Annotated in this window: 18 protein-coding genes; 13 read left to right on the plus strand and 5 right to left on the minus strand. The window is 55.9% G+C overall.

Annotated features, from left to right (window positions below):
- Positions 1 to 33 precede the first annotated feature (33 nt).
- The 6 genes from ispF (at position 34) to rpoS (ending at position 5,115) form a co-directional block, all read left to right on the plus strand.
- Complete coding sequence (ispF, locus tag AP059_RS17515; protein WP_059764555.1) at positions 34 to 507, plus strand: 2-C-methyl-D-erythritol 2,4-cyclodiphosphate synthase; 474 nt, start codon at positions 34 to 36, stop codon at positions 505 to 507.
- Positions 504 to 1,562: a tRNA pseudouridine(13) synthase TruD gene (gene truD, locus AP059_RS17520; protein ID WP_059764559.1), complete on the plus strand. Its 1,059-nt coding sequence runs from the start codon at positions 504 to 506 to the stop codon at positions 1,560 to 1,562. Before ispF ends, truD begins: the two co-directional genes overlap by 4 nt.
- A complete protein-coding gene (gene surE, locus AP059_RS17525; RefSeq protein WP_059764562.1) occupies positions 1,550 to 2,299 on the plus strand; it encodes a 5'/3'-nucleotidase SurE in 750 nt (249 codons plus the stop codon). Before truD ends, surE begins: the two co-directional genes overlap by 13 nt.
- A 41-nt stretch (positions 2,300 to 2,340) precedes the next feature.
- Entirely contained in the window at positions 2,341 to 2,976 is a 636-nt protein-coding gene (locus tag AP059_RS17530; protein WP_165599949.1) for a protein-L-isoaspartate(D-aspartate) O-methyltransferase, read from the plus strand.
- Between the two features lie 206 nt (positions 2,977 to 3,182).
- Complete coding sequence (locus tag AP059_RS17535) at positions 3,183 to 4,007, plus strand: peptidoglycan DD-metalloendopeptidase family protein (RefSeq protein WP_059764567.1); 825 nt, start codon at positions 3,183 to 3,185, stop codon at positions 4,005 to 4,007.
- 103 nt (positions 4,008 to 4,110) lie between these two features.
- A complete protein-coding gene (rpoS, locus tag AP059_RS17540; protein ID WP_059764569.1) occupies positions 4,111 to 5,115 on the plus strand; it encodes an RNA polymerase sigma factor RpoS in 1,005 nt (334 codons plus the stop codon).
- 601 nt (positions 5,116 to 5,716) lie between these two features.
- Here the strand turns inward: rpoS and AP059_RS17545 are convergent.
- The 3 genes from AP059_RS17545 to AP059_RS17555 are packed head-to-tail and all read right to left on the minus strand — an operon-like array spanning position 5,717 to position 8,267.
- Positions 5,717 to 6,766: an alkene reductase gene (locus AP059_RS17545; protein ID WP_059764571.1), complete on the minus strand. Its 1,050-nt coding sequence runs from the start codon at positions 6,764 to 6,766 to the stop codon at positions 5,717 to 5,719.
- Positions 6,767 to 6,786: 20 nt separating this feature from the next.
- On the minus strand, positions 6,787 to 7,953 hold the full coding sequence (locus tag AP059_RS17550; protein WP_048399979.1) for an MFS transporter: 1,167 nt from the start codon (positions 7,951 to 7,953) through the stop codon (positions 6,787 to 6,789).
- 11 nt (positions 7,954 to 7,964) lie between these two features.
- Positions 7,965 to 8,267 (minus strand): ArsR/SmtB family transcription factor, encoded by a 303-nt coding sequence (locus tag AP059_RS17555; RefSeq protein ID WP_048363384.1) that lies wholly within the window; start codon positions 8,265 to 8,267, stop codon positions 7,965 to 7,967.
- A gap of 156 nt (positions 8,268 to 8,423) precedes the next feature.
- On the opposite strand from AP059_RS17555, the gene AP059_RS17560 reads away from it, so the two are divergent.
- Complete coding sequence (locus AP059_RS17560; RefSeq protein WP_059764573.1) at positions 8,424 to 9,020, plus strand: acyl carrier protein phosphodiesterase; 597 nt, start codon at positions 8,424 to 8,426, stop codon at positions 9,018 to 9,020.
- On the opposite strand, the gene AP059_RS17565 is transcribed toward AP059_RS17560, so the two are convergent.
- Both AP059_RS17565 and olsB read right to left on the minus strand, forming a co-directional pair.
- Positions 9,017 to 9,811 (minus strand): lysophospholipid acyltransferase family protein, encoded by a 795-nt coding sequence (locus AP059_RS17565; RefSeq protein WP_059764575.1) that lies wholly within the window; start codon positions 9,809 to 9,811, stop codon positions 9,017 to 9,019. The two genes, AP059_RS17560 and AP059_RS17565, sit on opposite strands and share 4 nt — an antisense overlap.
- Positions 9,811 to 10,566, minus strand: coding sequence for an L-ornithine N(alpha)-acyltransferase (olsB, locus tag AP059_RS17570; RefSeq protein WP_059764578.1), 756 nt, complete (start codon positions 10,564 to 10,566; stop codon positions 9,811 to 9,813). Before olsB ends, AP059_RS17565 begins: the two co-directional genes overlap by 1 nt.
- A gap of 263 nt (positions 10,567 to 10,829) precedes the next feature.
- Here olsB and AP059_RS17575 point away from each other — a divergent pair, with 263 nt between their 5' ends.
- The 6 genes from AP059_RS17575 to AP059_RS17600 all read left to right on the plus strand — a co-directional run bounded on the left by AP059_RS17575 (position 10,830) and on the right by AP059_RS17600 (position 17,664).
- Positions 10,830 to 11,420, plus strand: coding sequence for a YceI family protein (locus AP059_RS17575; protein ID WP_059764580.1), 591 nt, complete (start codon positions 10,830 to 10,832; stop codon positions 11,418 to 11,420).
- 1 nt (position 11,421) lies between these two features.
- Positions 11,422 to 12,576, plus strand: coding sequence for a phospholipase D-like domain-containing protein (locus AP059_RS17580; protein ID WP_059764582.1), 1,155 nt, complete (start codon positions 11,422 to 11,424; stop codon positions 12,574 to 12,576).
- A gap of 137 nt (positions 12,577 to 12,713) precedes the next feature.
- The gene (locus AP059_RS17585; protein WP_048399970.1) at positions 12,714 to 13,349 is read left to right on the plus strand and encodes a LysE family translocator; all 636 of its coding nucleotides are present in this window, start codon (positions 12,714 to 12,716) and stop codon (positions 13,347 to 13,349) included.
- A gap of 82 nt (positions 13,350 to 13,431) precedes the next feature.
- Positions 13,432 to 14,718, plus strand: coding sequence for a GGDEF domain-containing protein (locus AP059_RS17590; RefSeq protein WP_059764585.1), 1,287 nt, complete (start codon positions 13,432 to 13,434; stop codon positions 14,716 to 14,718).
- 875 nt (positions 14,719 to 15,593) lie between these two features.
- Entirely contained in the window at positions 15,594 to 16,946 is a 1,353-nt protein-coding gene (locus tag AP059_RS22085) for an AAA family ATPase (protein WP_177332407.1), read from the plus strand.
- Entirely contained in the window at positions 16,939 to 17,664 is a 726-nt protein-coding gene (locus AP059_RS17600; protein ID WP_059764587.1) for a hypothetical protein, read from the plus strand. Before AP059_RS22085 ends, AP059_RS17600 begins: the two co-directional genes overlap by 8 nt.

The raw sequence follows: 17,664 nt of genomic DNA on the forward strand, positions 1-17,664 counted from the left end.
AATCACGCCCTGACTTAATCGGGGCGTTTTTTTATGCGTATTGGCCACGGCTATGATGTGCACTGTTTTGCTGAGGGCGATTTTATTACCTTGGGCGGTGTGCGAATCCCACATAAATTTGGTTTGCTGGCCCATTCTGATGGCGACGTGCTGCTGCATGCGCTCAGTGATGCGCTGCTCGGCGCCGCGGCGCTGGGCGATATCGGCAAGCATTTCCCGGACTCCGACCCGACCTTCAAAGGTGCGGACAGTCGCGTGCTGCTGCGTCATGTGGTGGGCCTGATCCACGCCAAAGGCTGGAAGGTCGGCAATGTCGACAACACCATCATTGCTCAGGCGCCAAAAATGGCGCCGCATATTGAAACGATGCGCGCGCTGATTGCCGCGGATCTTGAGGTTGATTTGGACCAAGTGAACGTTAAAGCCACTACCACCGAAAAGCTCGGGTTTGTCGGACGTGAAGAAGGTATCGCTGTGCATGCCATTGCGTTGTTGGTTCGCGCATGAACGATTTTGATCTGCTCGGCCCACGGGCTTATGGCGACGCTTTGGGGAGCGCTGTACTCAAGGCCGTGGCTGAAGACTTTCAGGTCGACGAAGTGCTGGACATCCCGTTGTCCGGTGATGGCGAGCACTTATGGTTGTGGGTTGAGAAACGTGGCCTGAATACCGAAGAAGCTGCCCGCCGCATCGCCAAGGCGGCGGGAGTGCCCCTGCGTACGGTGAGTTACGCCGGCTTGAAGGATCGTCAGGCGCTGACCCGTCAGTGGTTCAGCGTGCAGTTGCCGGGCAAAGCTGATCCGGACCTGTCGAGTGCTGAAAATGACACGCTGAAAATTCTCCAGACTACGCGCCATAAACGTAAGTTGCAGCGCGGTGCGCACGCGGCAAACGGTTTTACCTTGCGTTTGACGCAACTGGCCGGTGACAAGGACGCGCTGCAACAGCGTCTAGAGCTGATTGCCAAGCAGGGGATTCCCAATTACTTTGGCACGCAGCGGTTTGGCTGGCAGGGCGGCAATCTGGGCGAAGCGCGCGACTATGCCGCGCGCAACGCATTGCCGGAGCAACGCAATGTGCGCTCGCGGTTATTGTCGACAGCTCGCAGCTACCTGTTCAACCAAGTGCTGGCGGCACGCGTCGCCGAGGGTACATGGCAGCAGGCCCAAGTAGGCGACCTGCTGGCGTTCACCGACAGCCGCAGTTTTTTCCCGGCCGGGGAGGCTGAATGCAGTGATCCGCGCCTGGCGATTCTGGACCTGCACCCGACGGGGCCGCTGTGGGGGGAGGGTGACTCGCCCACGCAAGGCGCAACCCATCTCCTGGAACAATCCATTGCCGAGCGCGAAGCTGCTCTGCGTGATTGGCTGGTTCGGGCAGGCATGAGCCATGAACGACGCATTCTGCGGCTGCCCATTGGCCGGTTGACGTGGCATTATCCGGAGCCTGACATTCTGCAACTGGAATTTGTACTGCCGGCCGGATGCTTTGCCACTGTTCTGGTGCGCGAGCTTGTTGATCTGGTGCCGCTGGGTCAAACGGACAGCCTATGCGTATTCTGATTTCAAACGATGATGGGGTAAGCGCTCCGGGCCTTGCAGCGCTTCACGCTGCGCTGGCCGATTACGCCGAGTGCGTGGTGATTGCGCCCGAGCAGGATAAAAGTGGCGCCAGCAGTTCGCTGACGCTGGACCGACCCTTGCACCCGCACACGCTCGCCAATGGTTTTGTCAGCATCAACGGCACGCCCACCGATTGTGTGCATCTGGGTATCCACGGCTTGCTCGACCCGCAACCCGACATGGTGGTTTCGGGGATTAATCTGGGTGCCAACCTGGGGGATGATGTGCTGTATTCCGGCACGGTGGCGGCGGCTTTGGAGGGGCGTTTTTTGCAGCGACCTTCCTTTGCGTTTTCGTTGGCCTCGCGCCAAGTCGACAACCTGCCAACGGCCGCCTATTTTGCACGCAAGCTGGTGCAGGCCCATGAGCAACTGGACCTGGCGCCGCGCACCGTACTTAACGTGAATATTCCCAATTTGCCTTTGGACAAAATCCGCGGCATTCAGCTCACGCGCCTCGGTCATCGGGCGCGGGCGGCGGCGCCGGTCCATGTGGTCGACCCGCGCGGCAAAGCCGGTTACTGGATTGCCGCCGCAGGTGATGTTGAGGACGGAGGGCCGGGCACTGATTTTCATGCGCTCATGCAGGGCTATGTGTCGATCACGCCACTGCAACTGGACCGCACATTCGCGGATGGCTTCAAGAGCCTTAGTGGTTGGCTTGAGGGCCTGGACTGATGGGGCGTGAGCAGGATGGCCTGATGCATCGCGGCATTGGCATGACCTCGCAGCGGACACGGGAGCGGTTGATTCAGCGTCTGCGTGAAGAGGGCATCGTTAATCACAATGTGCTTGAGGTCATCCGGCGTACACCGCGCCATCTGTTTGTAGATGAAGCCCTGGCACACCGTGCCTACGAGGACACCGCGCTGCCGATTGGCAATAACCAGACCATCTCCCAGCCTTACATGGTTGCGCGCATGAGCGAGTTGTTGCTTGAAGACGGCCCGCTGGACAAGGTCATGGAAATCGGCACCGGTTCTGGCTATCAGACAGCGGTGCTTTCGCAGTTGGTTGAACGGATTTTTTCGGTTGAGCGAATCAAGGTGCTTCAGGATCGGGCCAAAGAGCGTTTACTGGCACTGAACTTGCGCAACGTCGTGTTTCGTTGGGGCGACGGCTGGGAAGGCTGGCCGGCCTTGGCGCCTTACAACGGTATTATCGTAACGGCCGTCGCCACTGATGTGCCTCAGGCGTTGCTCGATCAATTGGCCCCCGGTGGGCGTTTGGTCATCCCGGTGGGTGCGGGTGAGGTTCAGCAACTGATGCTGATCGTGCGCGAAGAGCACGGCTTTGCGCGTCGGGTCATCGGCAATGTGCGTTTTGTGCCGCTGCTCAACGGGCCGTTGGCCTGAGGCTTTGCCCGCAGGCGCTGAATTATAGGGCCGGGTAAGGGTCATACAGCCCAGAGGCACGGCTCTGCTCAGCGATGTTTATGTTTTATACGGCGCGTTTACAGTTCAGCTTTACTGTCTGTAAAAGCGATGTTGCCAGTTATACTGCGCCACTTTTGGCCGCCACTGGCCTTCTAATATTTAGCCACCATCAAAGGGAGCGGCGGGTGAGTCTCACAGTCATTGCGCAGCGTATGAATACCAAAAGCTATCAAAGACTGGTGGTCGGTCTATTCCTGAGTGCCACACTCGCCTTGTTGGCGGCATGCTCCAGCACGCCTAAAAACGGTGTGCGGGTCGTTGACCGCAACGGTGTGGCACAACGTCCCGCAGTGACCACCGGGCAGTACGTTGTGCGACGTGGCGATACGCTATTCTCGATTGCGTTTCGCTACGGTTGGGATTGGAAGGCATTGGCCGCACGCAACAATATTGGTGCGCCGTTCACCATTGTTCCGGGTCAGACCATCCGTTTTGATGGCCGTGCGGGCACTCGACCGGCGGCAGTTGCGACCACCGTTACCTCGCCTTCTTCGGGCAGCAAGACCACTGTGATCAAGCGCCCGGCAACCACGGCCAAGACGCCTGTGGTCACTGCGCCTCTACCCGCAGGCCCCGCGCCCAAGGGCTGGGGCTGGCCTGCTAACGGTATTTTGATCGGTAAATTCTCTTCAAACGGTAGTTTGAATAAAGGTATTGATATCGCCGGGGATTTGGGACAGCCTGTTTTAGCTGCGTCTGATGGCTCAGTTGTTTATGCCGGGAGTGGATTGAGGGGCTACGGCGAGTTAGTCATCATTAAACACAGCGATACCTATGTCAGTGCCTACGGTCATAACCGCAGGTTGTTGGTTCGGGAGGGGCAGCAGGTCAAGGTTGGACAGACAATTGCCGAAATGGGGTCAACTGGTACAGACCGGGTGAAACTTCACTTTGAAATTCGCCGTCAAGGTAAGCCTGTAGATCCACTGCAATTCCTTCCACGCCGTTGATCAGTTACCAGCCTGTTCCTGATGTAGCAAAGGAATGGGCTCCAGCATTGCCAAGGATCGGTGACGCTAGAGCTTGAGGTCGAACTCACCAAAGGACTATAAAATGGCTCTCAACAAAGAAGCGCCGGGGTTTGACATCGACGATGAGGTGCTCCTTATGGACGCTTACACCGTCGCGGACTCGATGTCAGAAGATGATGCTTCACCCCCTGCAGTTCGTACCAAATCTAAAAACTCATCTGCTTTAAAACAGCACAAGTACATTGACTACACCCGAGCGCTCGATGCGACTCAGTTGTACCTCAATGAAATTGGCTTTTCCCCGTTACTCTCTCCCGAAGAGGAAGTCCATTTTGCGCGCTTGTCGCAAAAAGGAGATCCGGCCGGGCGTAAGCGCATGATTGAAAGCAACTTGCGATTGGTGGTTAAAATCGCCCGACGCTACGTCAATCGCGGGCTTTCGCTGTTGGACCTGATTGAAGAGGGCAACCTGGGCCTCATCCGGGCGGTCGAGAAATTTGACCCTGAACGCGGGTTCCGCTTCTCGACATATGCCACCTGGTGGATCCGCCAAACGATTGAACGGGCGATCATGAACCAGACCCGTACCATTCGTTTACCGATCCACGTTGTAAAAGAGCTGAACGTTTACTTGCGAGCTGCACGTGAACTGACCCAAAAGCTCGATCACGAACCCTCCCCTGAAGAAATCGCCAATCTGCTCGAAAAACCCGTGGCTGAGGTCAAGCGCATGCTGGGTCTCAACGAGCGAGTGTCCTCGGTCGATGTTTCTTTAGGCCCCGATTCCGATAAGACCCTGCTTGATACCCTGACCGATGATCGTCCAACAGATCCTTGTGAGCTGCTGCAAGACGATGATTTGTCGCAGAGTATTGATCAGTGGTTATCGGAGCTGACGGACAAGCAACGTGAGGTGGTGATTCGCCGCTTTGGGTTGCGTGGACATGAAAGCAGCACGCTGGAAGATGTAGGGCTGGAAATTGGTCTGACGCGTGAGCGTGTCCGCCAGATCCAGGTTGAGGGTCTGAAGCGCTTGCGTGAGATCTTGGAAAAGAACGGCCTTTCGAGTGAGTCGTTGTTCCAGTAAGCAATGTGAGCCTTTAAAAAACCCGGCCATGTGCCGGGTTTTTTACATCAGCCAAGCGCGATATTTCGACCTCGCCCCCCTTCAAAGCAGCGGTTGAAATGGAATGTCACGAACACAATTGAACTTTTGCTTCATCGTTTTGTAAGTCATTACTTACTCTTGTTGTAAGCAAACGGTAGTTAAGTGTTTTGTTTGTGGCTTTTTCTTACGTTGCTTATTTTATAACTTATTGATTAGTAAGCTTTTTAATAATAACTACGGTTCTGAGATGTAATAAAAATCTATAACTGGTGTGGTTGCAGCTGCTTTGGAAATCTTTAATATCACAACTGTATCGACGGATCGATACAGCGTTCAAGGATGGACGTTGAAGGACATCGCAGGATGCGATTCATCAGGATGATGAAAGGGAAAAAAGGGATTAAGGAATAAATGTGGGCGGGTCAAACCGCCCCTTTTTTTCAGATAACTGCCAGGGACTGTCCGAAGCCTGCATGATATTTTTTCGGCAGCGCGTGACCCCCTCTTAACAGCAAAACGCCCAAGGTCGATGACCGTGGGCGTTTTGTTTTGTGTCACACGCATTCAGAGCGTGTGGCGTTTACAGGGCAGGGTAGTCGATGTAGCCGACAGCGCCTTTCGAGTAAAACGTTTCTGGGTGCGCTTCATTGAGTGGTGCATCAACTTTGAGGCGTGCAGGCAGGTCTGGGTTGGCGATAAAGGGCACACCAAAGGCCACCGCATCTGCTTTACCCGCCGCCAGCCATGCGTTGGCGCTGTCCTTGGTGAAACCCTCATTAACGATGTAAGGGCCGCCAAAGGCTTCTTTCAACTGCGGGCCGATGCTGTCCGGGCCTTCTGCTTCGCGTGAGCAAATAAAGGCAATGCCGCGCTTACCCAGTTCACGGGCCACGTAGCCAAAGGTTTCAGCCAGGTTTTCATCGCCCATGTCGTGCAGGTCAGCCCGTGGCGACAGGTGCACGCCTACGCGGCCTGCGCCCCAGACGTCGATTGCAGCGTCAGTGACTTCCAGCAGCAAGCGAGCACGGTTTTCGATGCTGCCACCGTATTGATCGGTGCGCTGATTGGTGCCGCTTTGCAGGAACTGGTCAAGCAGATAGCCATTGGCGCCGTGAATCTCTACACCGTCAAAACCTGCGGCTTTGGCGTTCTCTGCGCCGGTGCGATAGGCCTCAACGATGTCGGCGATTTCGGCCGTTTCCAGTGCACGCGGGGTGGGGAAATCAACCTTTGGACGCACCAGGCTCACATGGCCTTGAGCCGCAATGGCGCTTGGAGCGACAGGCGCTTCGCCATTGAGGTAAATCGGATGGGAAATGCGACCCACGTGCCACAGTTGCAAGAAGATTCGACCTCCGGCCGCGTGCAGCGCTTTGGTGACATTGCTCCAGCCGCGAACTTGATCGTCGGACCAGATCCCCGGAGTGTCGGGGTAGCCCACGCCAAGCGGGGTGACCGAAGTTGCTTCGCTAAGGATCAGGCCGGCCGATGCCCGCTGTACGTAGTATTCAGCCATTAACGCGTTAGGAACTCGTCCTTCATCGGCGCGACAGCGGGTCAGCGGCGCCATGATGATGCGGTTGGGCAGTTGGAGGTCGCCCAGTGTGATTGGATCGAAAATCGTGGTCATGTCTGTAGCCCTCTCAAAGATCAGTGTGTGGCAGTGGCCAGTTCGGTGTTACCGCCCTGGCGAAATGTAATCAGGGTCACCAGCAAAGCCAGTACCGCCAGGGCGGCTGCCGCCAGTGGCACGCTGGTAAGGCCGAAACCGTGGGCAATTACGCTGCCGCCTACCCAGGCCCCAAGTGCGTTGCCCAGGTTGAAAGCGCCAATGTTCAGGGTCGACACCAGATTGGGGGCCGCTTTGCCGAATGTGACGACGTTGACTTGCAGCGCCGGTACGGCGGCGAACGACGCGGTTGCCCACAGGAACAGGGTGATCTCGGTCGGAATGATCGCCACGCTGGTCCACGTCAGTACGGTGGAAATCACCGCCATGGCAATGAACACGCCGATCAGGGTTGCGGCCAGGCGCTTGTCTGCCAATTTGCCACCGATGATGTTACCGACGGTCAGGCCCAGGCCGATCAGTAGCAGGGTCCAGGTCACGCCACGCGGCGAAACGCCCGTGACATCGCCCAACAGGGGCGCCACATAGGTGAACAGGGTGAACATGGATGCTGCAAACAGTGCCGTCATGCTCAGTGAAAGCCAGATGCCTGCACCTTTGAGGGCGGCCAGCTCAGCGCGCATGTCGAGTTTTTCTTCGTCGCGCTTGGCTGGCAGGAAGCGAATCAGGCCAATCAATGCCACTACGCCAATAACGGTGACGGCAAAAAATGTCGAGCGCCAGCCAGCGGCCTGCCCCAGTGCGGTGCCCAGCGGCACGCCCAACACGTTAGCCAGGGTCAGCCCGGTAAACATCAATGCTACGGCAGAAGCACGCTTGTTGGCGGGCACCAGGCCTGCGGCGACCACCGAGCCAATCCCGAAGAAGGCACCGTGGCACAGGGCTGTCACCACGCGGGCAAACATTAGTACGTTGTAATCGCTGGCCAATGCACACAGCAAATTGCCAACGATAAAAATGCCCATCAACGCTACCAGCGCAGCCTTGCGCGGTAATTTTGCCGTGGCCAGTGCCATGAACGGTGCACCAATGGCCACGCCCAGTGCATAGCCCGTCACCAGCCAGCCAGCGCCGGGTATGGACACGCCAAGGTCGGTCGCGACATCAGGCAGCAAGCCCATGATCACGAACTCGGTGGTGCCGATGGCGAAGGCGCTGAGCGCCAGAATGAGGAGCGAGAGGGGCATGGAAATCCTTGTTAAAGCGCTTGGTTAAGTTTGGCGAGGAAGGCTTGAATGGTGTCTTCGTTGCGTTTGAAAAAGTGCCATTGACCGTGCTTTTGGCTGGTAATCAGCCCCGCGCGTTGCAGCGTCGCCAGATGGGCCGACACCGTGGACTGCGACAGGCCGCAGTGCTGGTCAAACTGCCCGGCGCAAACGCCGTGCTCGGTGGAGTGCAGCTGGTCGGGGAACGAGGTCTGCGGATCTTTCAGCAGATTGAGGATTTCTCGGCGTACTGGGTGTGCCAGCGCTTTTATTATTTCGTCGAGGTCGATCGTCATGGTGGCAGTGCTCAATGAGGTACAACGTTATATCGCGATGAGGCGAACTTTAAATCGTTATATCGCGATATACAAATATGATTTCGATCTGAGATCAGCTCGAAACGGTATATCGGGTTATAACGATATTGGGAGAGCAGTGCTAAACTGCGCGGCATGAATTATCTCGCACATCTGCACCTGGGCGGCCAGCGCCCTGAAGAATTACTCGGCAGCCTGTACGGCGACTTCGTGAAAGGACGCCTGCAAGGGCAATTTCGGCCGGATATCGAGTCGGGTATTCAACTGCACCGCAGCATTGATGTGTTCACCGACCATCATCCGCTGGTTGATCAGGCGCTGGCGCGTTTTAGCCATACCCGTCGCCGCTATGCGGGGATCGTGCTCGATGTGTTTTTCGATCATTGCCTTGCCCGGGACTGGAGCCGCTACGCCGAGCAGCCGCTGGAGCGCTTTACAGCTGACTTTTATCGCGTGCTGAAGGCCCAGGCGCATTTGCCGAGTCGTCTCGCACGCATTGCTCCCCACATGGCAGCCCACGATTGGCTGGGTTCATATCAGCATTTCGAAACGCTTGAGCAGGTGTTTGTCGGTATCTCCCGGCGTTTGTCTCGCCCGCAAGAGCTGGCGGGCGCCATGCAAGACCTGACGTCTTTGTACGCGCCGTTGAGCGAAGACTTTCGTGCTTTCTACCCGCAGTTACAGGCTTACGCGGCGCAGCAATTGCACGCTTGCCAAGCCCGCCCCCTTTAGTGTGATAGCACGCCAGTCTCGCAGGCAGGCTCAGCCGCCAAAACGGGAGTGCCCATCAACACACGGCTGATAGCCTCCTGGGCTCTGAATGCCAGCACTGCGCGCTCTTGCTGATCGCTGGCAATCGGTTCCAGCAGGTGAATCTCGACGTCCGCCTGGGCGTGGCTGAACAAGCGCAACAAGTGCGACACCAAATCGTCATCCCCGATAAACGGCGCGATGGTGTCTGGCTCGCCATCACGGACATAGCGGATGGCAACCGGTTGCACAGGCACATGACTGTCGATGGCCGCCGACAACAGGCGCCCGTGAAAGGTACGCACCGAGCGCCCGTCAGTGGTCGTGCCCTCGGGAAACATCAATAGCGGCAGCGGCTGCTGCAAGTGCCGGGTCATGTGCTCGCGAATCCGCTGGCTGTCGCCCGCGCCACGGCGAATGAACAGACTGCCAGCCTTGGCGGCCAGCCAACCCGCCACGGGCCAGCCGCGAACCTCGGCTTTGGACAAAAACGACAAAGGGGTCAATTGCCCCAGCAGCGCAATGTCAGTCCATGACACATGATTGCTGACCCATAGCATGGGGGTTTGAGGCAGTTGCCCGAACACTTGGATGCGATAGGGCAGGGCATTGCTCAAACGGCTCATGAAAAATTGTGACCAACGCTGGCGCCGGTTCATGGTGCTGTTGAGTTTTAGACGCTCCATCAGCCCAAACACACTGGCCATGCCCAGCCCCAGCGCGACCACCAGCAGCACGCGGGCCACTCGGCCATAGCGACGCAACCGGCGCATTACATGGCCGCCTTGAAGTGGCGTGCATAGCGCGGGCAGAGTTCGTCACGCTTGAGCAGGATAAAAACATCGGCGACCTGAAAGTCTTCGTCCCAGCACGGCTCGCCGCACACCTTGGCACCCAGGCGCATGTAGGCTTTGAGCAGCGGGGGCATTTGCGCGATGAGGTTGAGGGGCACCTCGCGCGGCGGTAACGGTTTTTTCGGTTCGGCGCGTAAGTGCTCGGTACATAAATATCGTTCACGCAGGCGCTGCATGATCGCCTGTGCTTGCACGCCACCATCCTGCATCGGGATGCTGGCGCAGCCCATCAGGTAGCGATAGTTGCCCTGGTTGAGTACCTCGGCCAATTCCGCCCACAGCACTGCAATCGTGCCGCCATTGCGGTAGGCCGGGTCCACACAGGTGCGGCCAATCTCCAGAATCGGTCCTTGCAGATGCGCCAGCCCGTGCAGGTTGAATTCTTCTTCGCTGTAAAAGTGGCCAATGCTGCGTGCGGCGGCGTGATCCAGCAGACGCGTGGTGGCGACCAGTTGGCCGCTGCTTAAGTCGCGTACACCGATGTGCGTGCAGTGCGTGTCGAATGCGTCTTGGTCCAGCCCACTTTCCCCGCCTTTGAGCGTGGCGTTGAGTTCATCGCTGAACACCCGAAAGCGCAGCGCTTGCGCCTCGCGCAACCCTTTGGGGTCGACCAGACGCTCTGCCAGCAGGCGTCGTGCGTGAACAGTGTCGCGAATGCGGGCGATCTGAGACATTGCCAATCTCCATGCAGGCCTTTGCCCGCTTAGGGTTGCTGCCAATCGACTGAGGTGTGCAACCTCAGGCTAGGCAGGCGCAATGTCATCGCCATGACAGTTGGATGATGCTTGCATGACAGACGCAGCGGGCGTTTGAGGCCAGATGAACTGTCGGGTTAAGTTAACGTCCTACACGGTGCGCGAAAAAAACCTACCGCACGGCTTGCATGTACCCGGACTAGGGGTAATGTTCGCCCACGTCTACTGGCTAAAGAGTCCTTATGTTTAAAGCGTGTTTATCTTCTGTTGGCGCGGTGTTACTGACGCTCGGCGTGAGCCTGCCTGCGCAGGCCAATTGGTATCTGGATGGTGAATCGTCGCGTTTGTCGTTTATCACCACGCAAAACGCCAACGTTGCAGATGTGCATCGATTTTTGGTGTTGCACGGCAAAGTGGACCGCAAGGGGCAAGCGCAATTGCGTATCGAGATGGATTCGGTCAACAGCGCGGTGCCGTTGCGCGACGAACGCATGCGTGATGTGTTGTTCGACTTCAAGCACTACCCCGAAGCGCAGATCACGGCGCAAATCGACCTACAACCCATCAATGATCTGGCGCCTGGTGCCCAATTTGAGTTGCGCTTACCGGTCACAGTCAGCCTGCGCGGTAAGCAGCACACCTATGATGCCGAGTTATTGGCCACGCGCCTGGACGAGCATCGCTTTCAAGTGGTGACCCTGGAACCGCTGGTGGTGCAGGCCGAGGATTTCGGGTTGCAACCCGAGCTGCAAACCTTGCGTAAATTGGCCGGTTTGTCGGCGATCAGCTTTTCAGTGCCGGTGGGTGCGGTGCTGATTTTCACGGCGCGCTGAGATGGCAGGGGCCGTATTCCCATGGCGCAGTGCCAATCGCTTCGAATTGTTGATCGACGGTCCGCAATTTTTCCCGCGTATGCTCGCCGCCATTGCCCAGGCACAGGACCATATCGACCTGGAGCTGTATTTGGTCGAAAGCGGGGCCTGTGCAGACGCGATCGTGCAGGCCCTGGAGCATGCAGCCGAACGCGAAGTGCGGGTGCGGTGCCTGTTTGACGGTTACGGCAGCTTGGCGTTTTCCGTGGGGTTACGTCGCCGCTTGATCGACGCTGGCGTGGAGTTGCGCTTTTACAACCGCATCAGTTGGCGCAAGGGGTTGAATAATCTGTACCGCGATCACCGCAAGTTGTTGTTGGTGGATCAGCAATTGGCTGTGGTCGGTGGCACGGGCGTGACCGATGAATTTTGGCAGCCGGGTACCAATACCTGCGACTGGCATGAAGTGATGGTCGAGATTCAAGGGCCGTTGGTGCAGGACTGGCAGATGCTGTTTGACCGGCAATGGCGCGCCAATATCAGCCGCAAAGCCTGGAAACCCGCCACGCACTTCGGGTTGTCCCATTTGCCCAGGGTGCCCGAGCAAGGGGCGGGGATGGGCCGGGTGGCGTATGCCGATGCGCATCAACACCGCGATATTTTGCAGTCGCTGGTCAGGGCAATTAACAGCGCCAAACAGCGAATCTGGTTGGCCACGCCTTATTTTCTGCCGACCTGGCAAGTGCGCCGCTCGTTGCGTCGCGCGGCGAGCCGTGGGGTTGATGTGCGCTTGCTGCTCACCGGTCCTCGTACCGATCATCCCTCCGTGCGGTATGCCGGTCATCGCTACTACCCGCGCTTGCTTAAGGCGGGGGTGCAGATTTTTGAGTATCAGCCGTGTTTTTTGCACCTCAAAATGGTGCTGATCGATGACTGGGTGAGTATTGGTTCGTGCAACTTCGATCACTGGAACTTGCACTTCAACCTTGAGGCCAATCTCGAAGCGCTGGACCCGGCCTTGACTCAAGCGGTGGCTACCAGTTTTGTCAGTGACTTCAAACAGAGCCAGCCGGTCAGCTTGTACGCCTGGCAATCGCGTCCTCTTTGGCGGCGGGTCAAACAGCGCATCTGGGGCTGGGTTGACCGCTTGGTGGTCAACATAGTGGGGCGTCGCTAACGCGTGCCCGGTTTGTTTGAGGCGGCGATAAGCGGTTTTAATTCAACATGCGGTTACATAGTGTTCAAGAACGTGCAGAATCGAGGCGCTCGACGGCCAATTGGAGAGCATGAGCACGATTTCTGGAGCGTTTTTGCATGACACTTTCGTTGTTGTTGGCAGTACTGGCCTCAGGCTTTATTTATGGCATCACACCGGGGCCCGGGGTGTTGGCCGTTTTTGGGATTGGTGCGGCACGTGGGCGTCGCGCGGGCGCCGGTTTTTTGTGCGGGCACTTACTCGGTGATGTGATTTGGTGCAGTACGGCATTGATTGCCATCGTGGGTGCGCGGGAGTTCGGCAGCACCGCATTTAACGTGCTTGGTTTGTTGAGCGGGCTGTACTTGTTCTGGTTAGGGCTGCGTGCCGTCCGTGCGCAACGTAACAGCGGAGCGCAACAAGGTCCGGCCCGCCAGCCGTTTGCCCACGGTATTTTTTTTGGCCTGACCAACCCCAAAGCCTATCCCGTAGCAGTGGCCACTTTTACCGCTTTGCTTTCCAGTCGGGCAGAGCTTTTGACGTGGGCGATGTTGCCCTGGCTGATTGCGCTCAGCTTTGTGGGCGGCGCGCTGGCTTACGCCATTTTGGTCGCGGTGGTGGGGGCCAGCCAGGTGCGGGCTGTGTATCAGCGCCATGAATTACTGATTACACGCTTGTGCGGCGTCATGTTTATAGGCTTTGCCATCAGTGCCTTGGGCCATGCATTGCCCGGGTTGTGGTTGAGTCTTGGATGAACTGAGTGGCAAGGATTCACTCGGCGGGTATTACGTAAAAGGATGGCGTATGAGGTTCCACCTTCTGGCTTAGAGCTGCCCAATGGATATTAAAAGCTACCTGTCTCAATCCAGCTTTATTGACTTGTTGCTCGATGCCGTATGTGTGGTCGATCGCCAGGGGCGCTTCATTTATATAAGTGCCGCCTGCGAACGCATTTTTGGTTATGCGCAGGACGAATTGATTGGCACCCACATGATTGACCTGGTGCTCCCCGCCGACCGTGAGCGCACCCTTCAGGCGGCCAAGGAAATCATGGGCGGTGAACCCAAGCTCAATTTCGAGAACCGTTATGCGCGCAAAGATGGGCAGGTGGCTCATATCCTGTGGTCGGCACGCTGGTCTGAGAACTGGCAGATGCGCATCGCGGTGGCTCGCGACATCACCGAGCGAAAGCATGCGGAGTCTCGCCAGCAGGCGTTGTTTGATATCTCTGAAGCGGCGCATAACGCCGAAGACTTGATGCAGCTCTTCAAGCGGGTGCATCAGTTGATCGGCCAATGGCTGCCTGCGTTGAATTTCTCAATAGCGCTGTGCGACACCCCTCAAGGTGAATTGAGTTTTCCTTATCACGTTGATGATCACCTGCAACGAGAGAAGTCCGAGGTCAGCCATTTCAGTGAATTAGTCATTCGCGGTGGCCAACCCCTGCTGCACAATGCGCACGATACGGCCTCATGGCTGGGTGTGCCCTTGGCCACCCACAAAGGCATTATCGGTGCGGTGTTGGTCAAGAGTTCTCTGGGGAGCGAGCGGTTCACCGAGCAGCACAAAGAGTTACTGCAATACGTGTCCACACAAGTGGCGGCGGCCATAGAGCGAAAACAACTGCATACCCGCTTGCAGTACTTGGCCCAGTACGATGCCTTGACCCACCTGCTCAATCGCGAGTCGTTGTATGAGCGCCTGCACAGCGCATTGGCCAAAGCCAAACGGGATAAGGGCTTTCTGGCCGTGCTGTATGTCGACCTGGACCATTTCAAACAGATCAATGATCGTTATGGGCATGGTTTTGGCGATACCTTGCTGCAACACATTGCCAGGCGCTTGCAGCATTGCGTGCGCGAAAGCGACACCGTAGCGAGGATGAGCGGCGATGAATTCGTGCTGGTGCTGGATAACCTCAAGCTGCCAGAACATGCGCTGATCGTAGCGGAAAAAGTCCGCCTTAATCTCAGCCTGCCGCTATTGATCGAAGGACACACGCTCAATGTACTGCCCAGTATCGGCGTGGCGATCTACCCCGAGCACGGCGACCAGGTGCCGCAATTGCTCCATCATGCCGACACGGCCATGTACAGCGTGAAAAGGCAGGGACGCACGGTATGAGGGAGGTTGCAGCGCATTATTTCGATGTGACGCGTCCGGGCTTTGGAGGCCGGCTTGATCGTAGTACCGGCGGCCGTGCTGGATGGCCATTCAGGAGATCGCTATAGGCAGGTGAGTTGTGCGCTTGCCCAATTGAACGCGCAAGCGAGCGGGGACAGTGATGCGAAGGGCGTGGATTGCGCTCGAACGGCAGTGGAGGTTGTTGCGTGGCGTCACGTTGTGGGAGTCCTGTGTAGGAGGACTACGTGACTCTCTGGAGACTTGCTCAGTTGATTTAAGTGAAATCAATGAGTTTGGAGAAAAGTGGAGCGGGTGAAGGGAATCGAACTCTTATAGGACAAAAAATCCCAGAAACGCGTAGATGTGTAGGTGCCCACTTCTCGAAAATCCTTGAAAAGCGTGTAGGTGTGTACTCCACGATGGCTATAGCTTTGTGCCGCATCGTAAGCGACGCCAGAACATCCGGTGATCCTCTCTTTGCTCACATGTGAGCCAGGGTGCGAATTTGTGCCCCTTGGCAACTGAATCCGAATGGCCTTCAGAAACGGGCCAGCCGGTTCCCCTTGCATTGTCGAAGAGATAGTATTGAGCCATCACTCAAGGGCAGTCGAATGCCCAGCGAGCTTCGCCCAGCGCGGGGGCGGCGCGTAGGAGCCCGGCATGGATCGGCGAACCAATCAAAACTCAGCCATTCATAAGCCATATCTCAAATCATTTTTGGGAAGATCTAGTGGTTCCTGAAAGATCTCTCGATCTGGCGTACAAACCTGCCATCGTCACCATATATCTGCCGCAATCCAGCTTATTTAATGGAGGTGCAAAAGGTATTTCCATCGGCATGGGTGAATGAAAATCACAAAAAGGAGTTTGGCTAGATGATTAATGCAATAAATTTTCAAGCGTGGGACGGTGATTGGAGGAGCATTCCCTTCGTAGCATCCGAGGGCGGCTGTGAAAAACACGGCTTTAGGTGCACTGTAGTCACCGGGCAGAACGGCTCGTATAAAAGCACAATGCTTCGAGAATTGGTGGCTGGCCTGATTGCTCCGAAATCCACTGAGACGAAGCTTGATGTCAGCGATGGCTCAGTCATGAACCACGTCATCTGCGCATCCGGCTCTGTTGCTGACAGATTTCCCTCTAAGGAAAAAGCAGGCGGTGGTAGTACCGAGTTTGCGACAGAACAGTATGCTTATATCGGTCAGAGGGTTGGGGCGAACCTCCTTAGCAAGAAACGACCTTTTGAGACCGTGATTGTATTTGCTTTAGATAGAAGCAAGAGCGAACGTTTCACATGGCCTTTCTATAAACAGGCTCATGAGTTTGCTAACATCATGCCGGATCTAAACGTGTCGGTCTTGGTGCGTAAGGATGGGCTTAAGAGATCCAGCAGGCGGAGCGCGGAGGAAAGCGGGTACTCAGTGAGCAAACTGAAGCGATTGTTGAATATGGAGGACGCTGATCTTTCTGGCCCTGTGTCTGATGACGTGGCTCGGCATATACTGAAAGAATTCAGTGAAAACGTCTTCAATGACTTTATTAAATTCATGTCTTCCACTAAGGCTCGACTGATCTTGAGTATGGGGAGGGGAGGGATTCATTGCAAAACTGCCTCTAACGAAGTAGTCCGCTTGGGCTTTATGCTCGACATTTTTTCGCTTCGCGATGTTACAGTTAAGCGAGCCGGAAGTGATCTTGAATTCTCAATTTTCGAATTGAGTTCGGGCGAGTATCATATGTATACAAACCTTATGGGGCTAGGGTTCGGGGTCGAAGAGGGGTCGCTGATGCTCTTGGATGAGCCTGATAATAGCCTCCATCCACAATGGCAGCGAGACTTTATGGCGGCAGTGCATGGGATCTGCCAGATAGGAATGAAATCTGGACATCTGGTTGTATGCACTCACTCTCCATTGATCGTCAGTGCCTCATTAGAAGGCAGTACAATCGTTGATCTCTCCAATGATCAACCCGTCATTAGCGTGGCATCTTATGGCGCTTCATCTGATGATATTTTGCTTGAGCAGTTTGGCTTGACTTCCAGTCGAAATCGAATCGTAGTGGATGTCGTCCAGCGCGCGGTTTCTATCATAGAAAAAGACGGCTTTGCACATCCTGATCTACTCGCATTGACGGATCAGCTGGTCTCAATCAAGTCGGCTCTGAGGAGGGAGGATCCTTTAGTTGAGGTGATTGATGCGATCCTTGGAGAGTCGGGCAATGATTAAAATAGGATTCGAGCAAATCCATCCGATCCCTGTCCTCCCCGCTGACATTGTTGTCGCGAATCTGAAGGGCCTTAGCTGGAGTAGTGGTGTGAATGCTGTCACTGCATTCAAAGACACACTCAAGCCCATGCTGCGTAAGGTACAACAGGGAAGATGTAGTCTGTGTCGGCGGTTTCTTTACGATGATTATGCTACTCACTTGGAGCATTTTATCGAGAAAGGTATCCATCGGGACTTCACATACGAAGTTACGAACTTATCTTTGTCCTGTGGGACGTGCAATATAAAGAAGAATGGATATAACCGTACACTCAATAGCCTGATCAAAAAGCGTGCAAGACGTAAAGGGCAGCAAGCCAGCAAGTACTGTCCAGTACTCGCTGTGAAAATTTCCGCTAATGCTCCAATGCCCGTTTCTTCTGCTAGCTATCGCTGGATTCATCCTTATTTCGATCGATATTCAGATAACATTGAGATCGAGAAAGGATGGATATTCACGGGCAAATCTAGAAAAGGGCAGAGGACAATTCGTTCCGTGAAACTTAATGCCTTGGCACAAATTGAGCGAAGAGCACTCGCGGAGCGATTGGAAGCACGGCCCGGTCGGCTATCGAAGCTTTTGGGGGCGACAGCCGAACTGGATAAATACAGGGCTGGGCACCTCTTCAAATTGGTGACAAAGCAGCTATGGAAACGCCGAGAGGCTTCCGACGTCTGA

This window comes from Pseudomonas sp. TAA207 (assembly GCF_001529285.1).
Lineage (GTDB): Bacteria > Pseudomonadota > Gammaproteobacteria > Pseudomonadales > Pseudomonadaceae > Aquipseudomonas > Aquipseudomonas weihenstephanensis.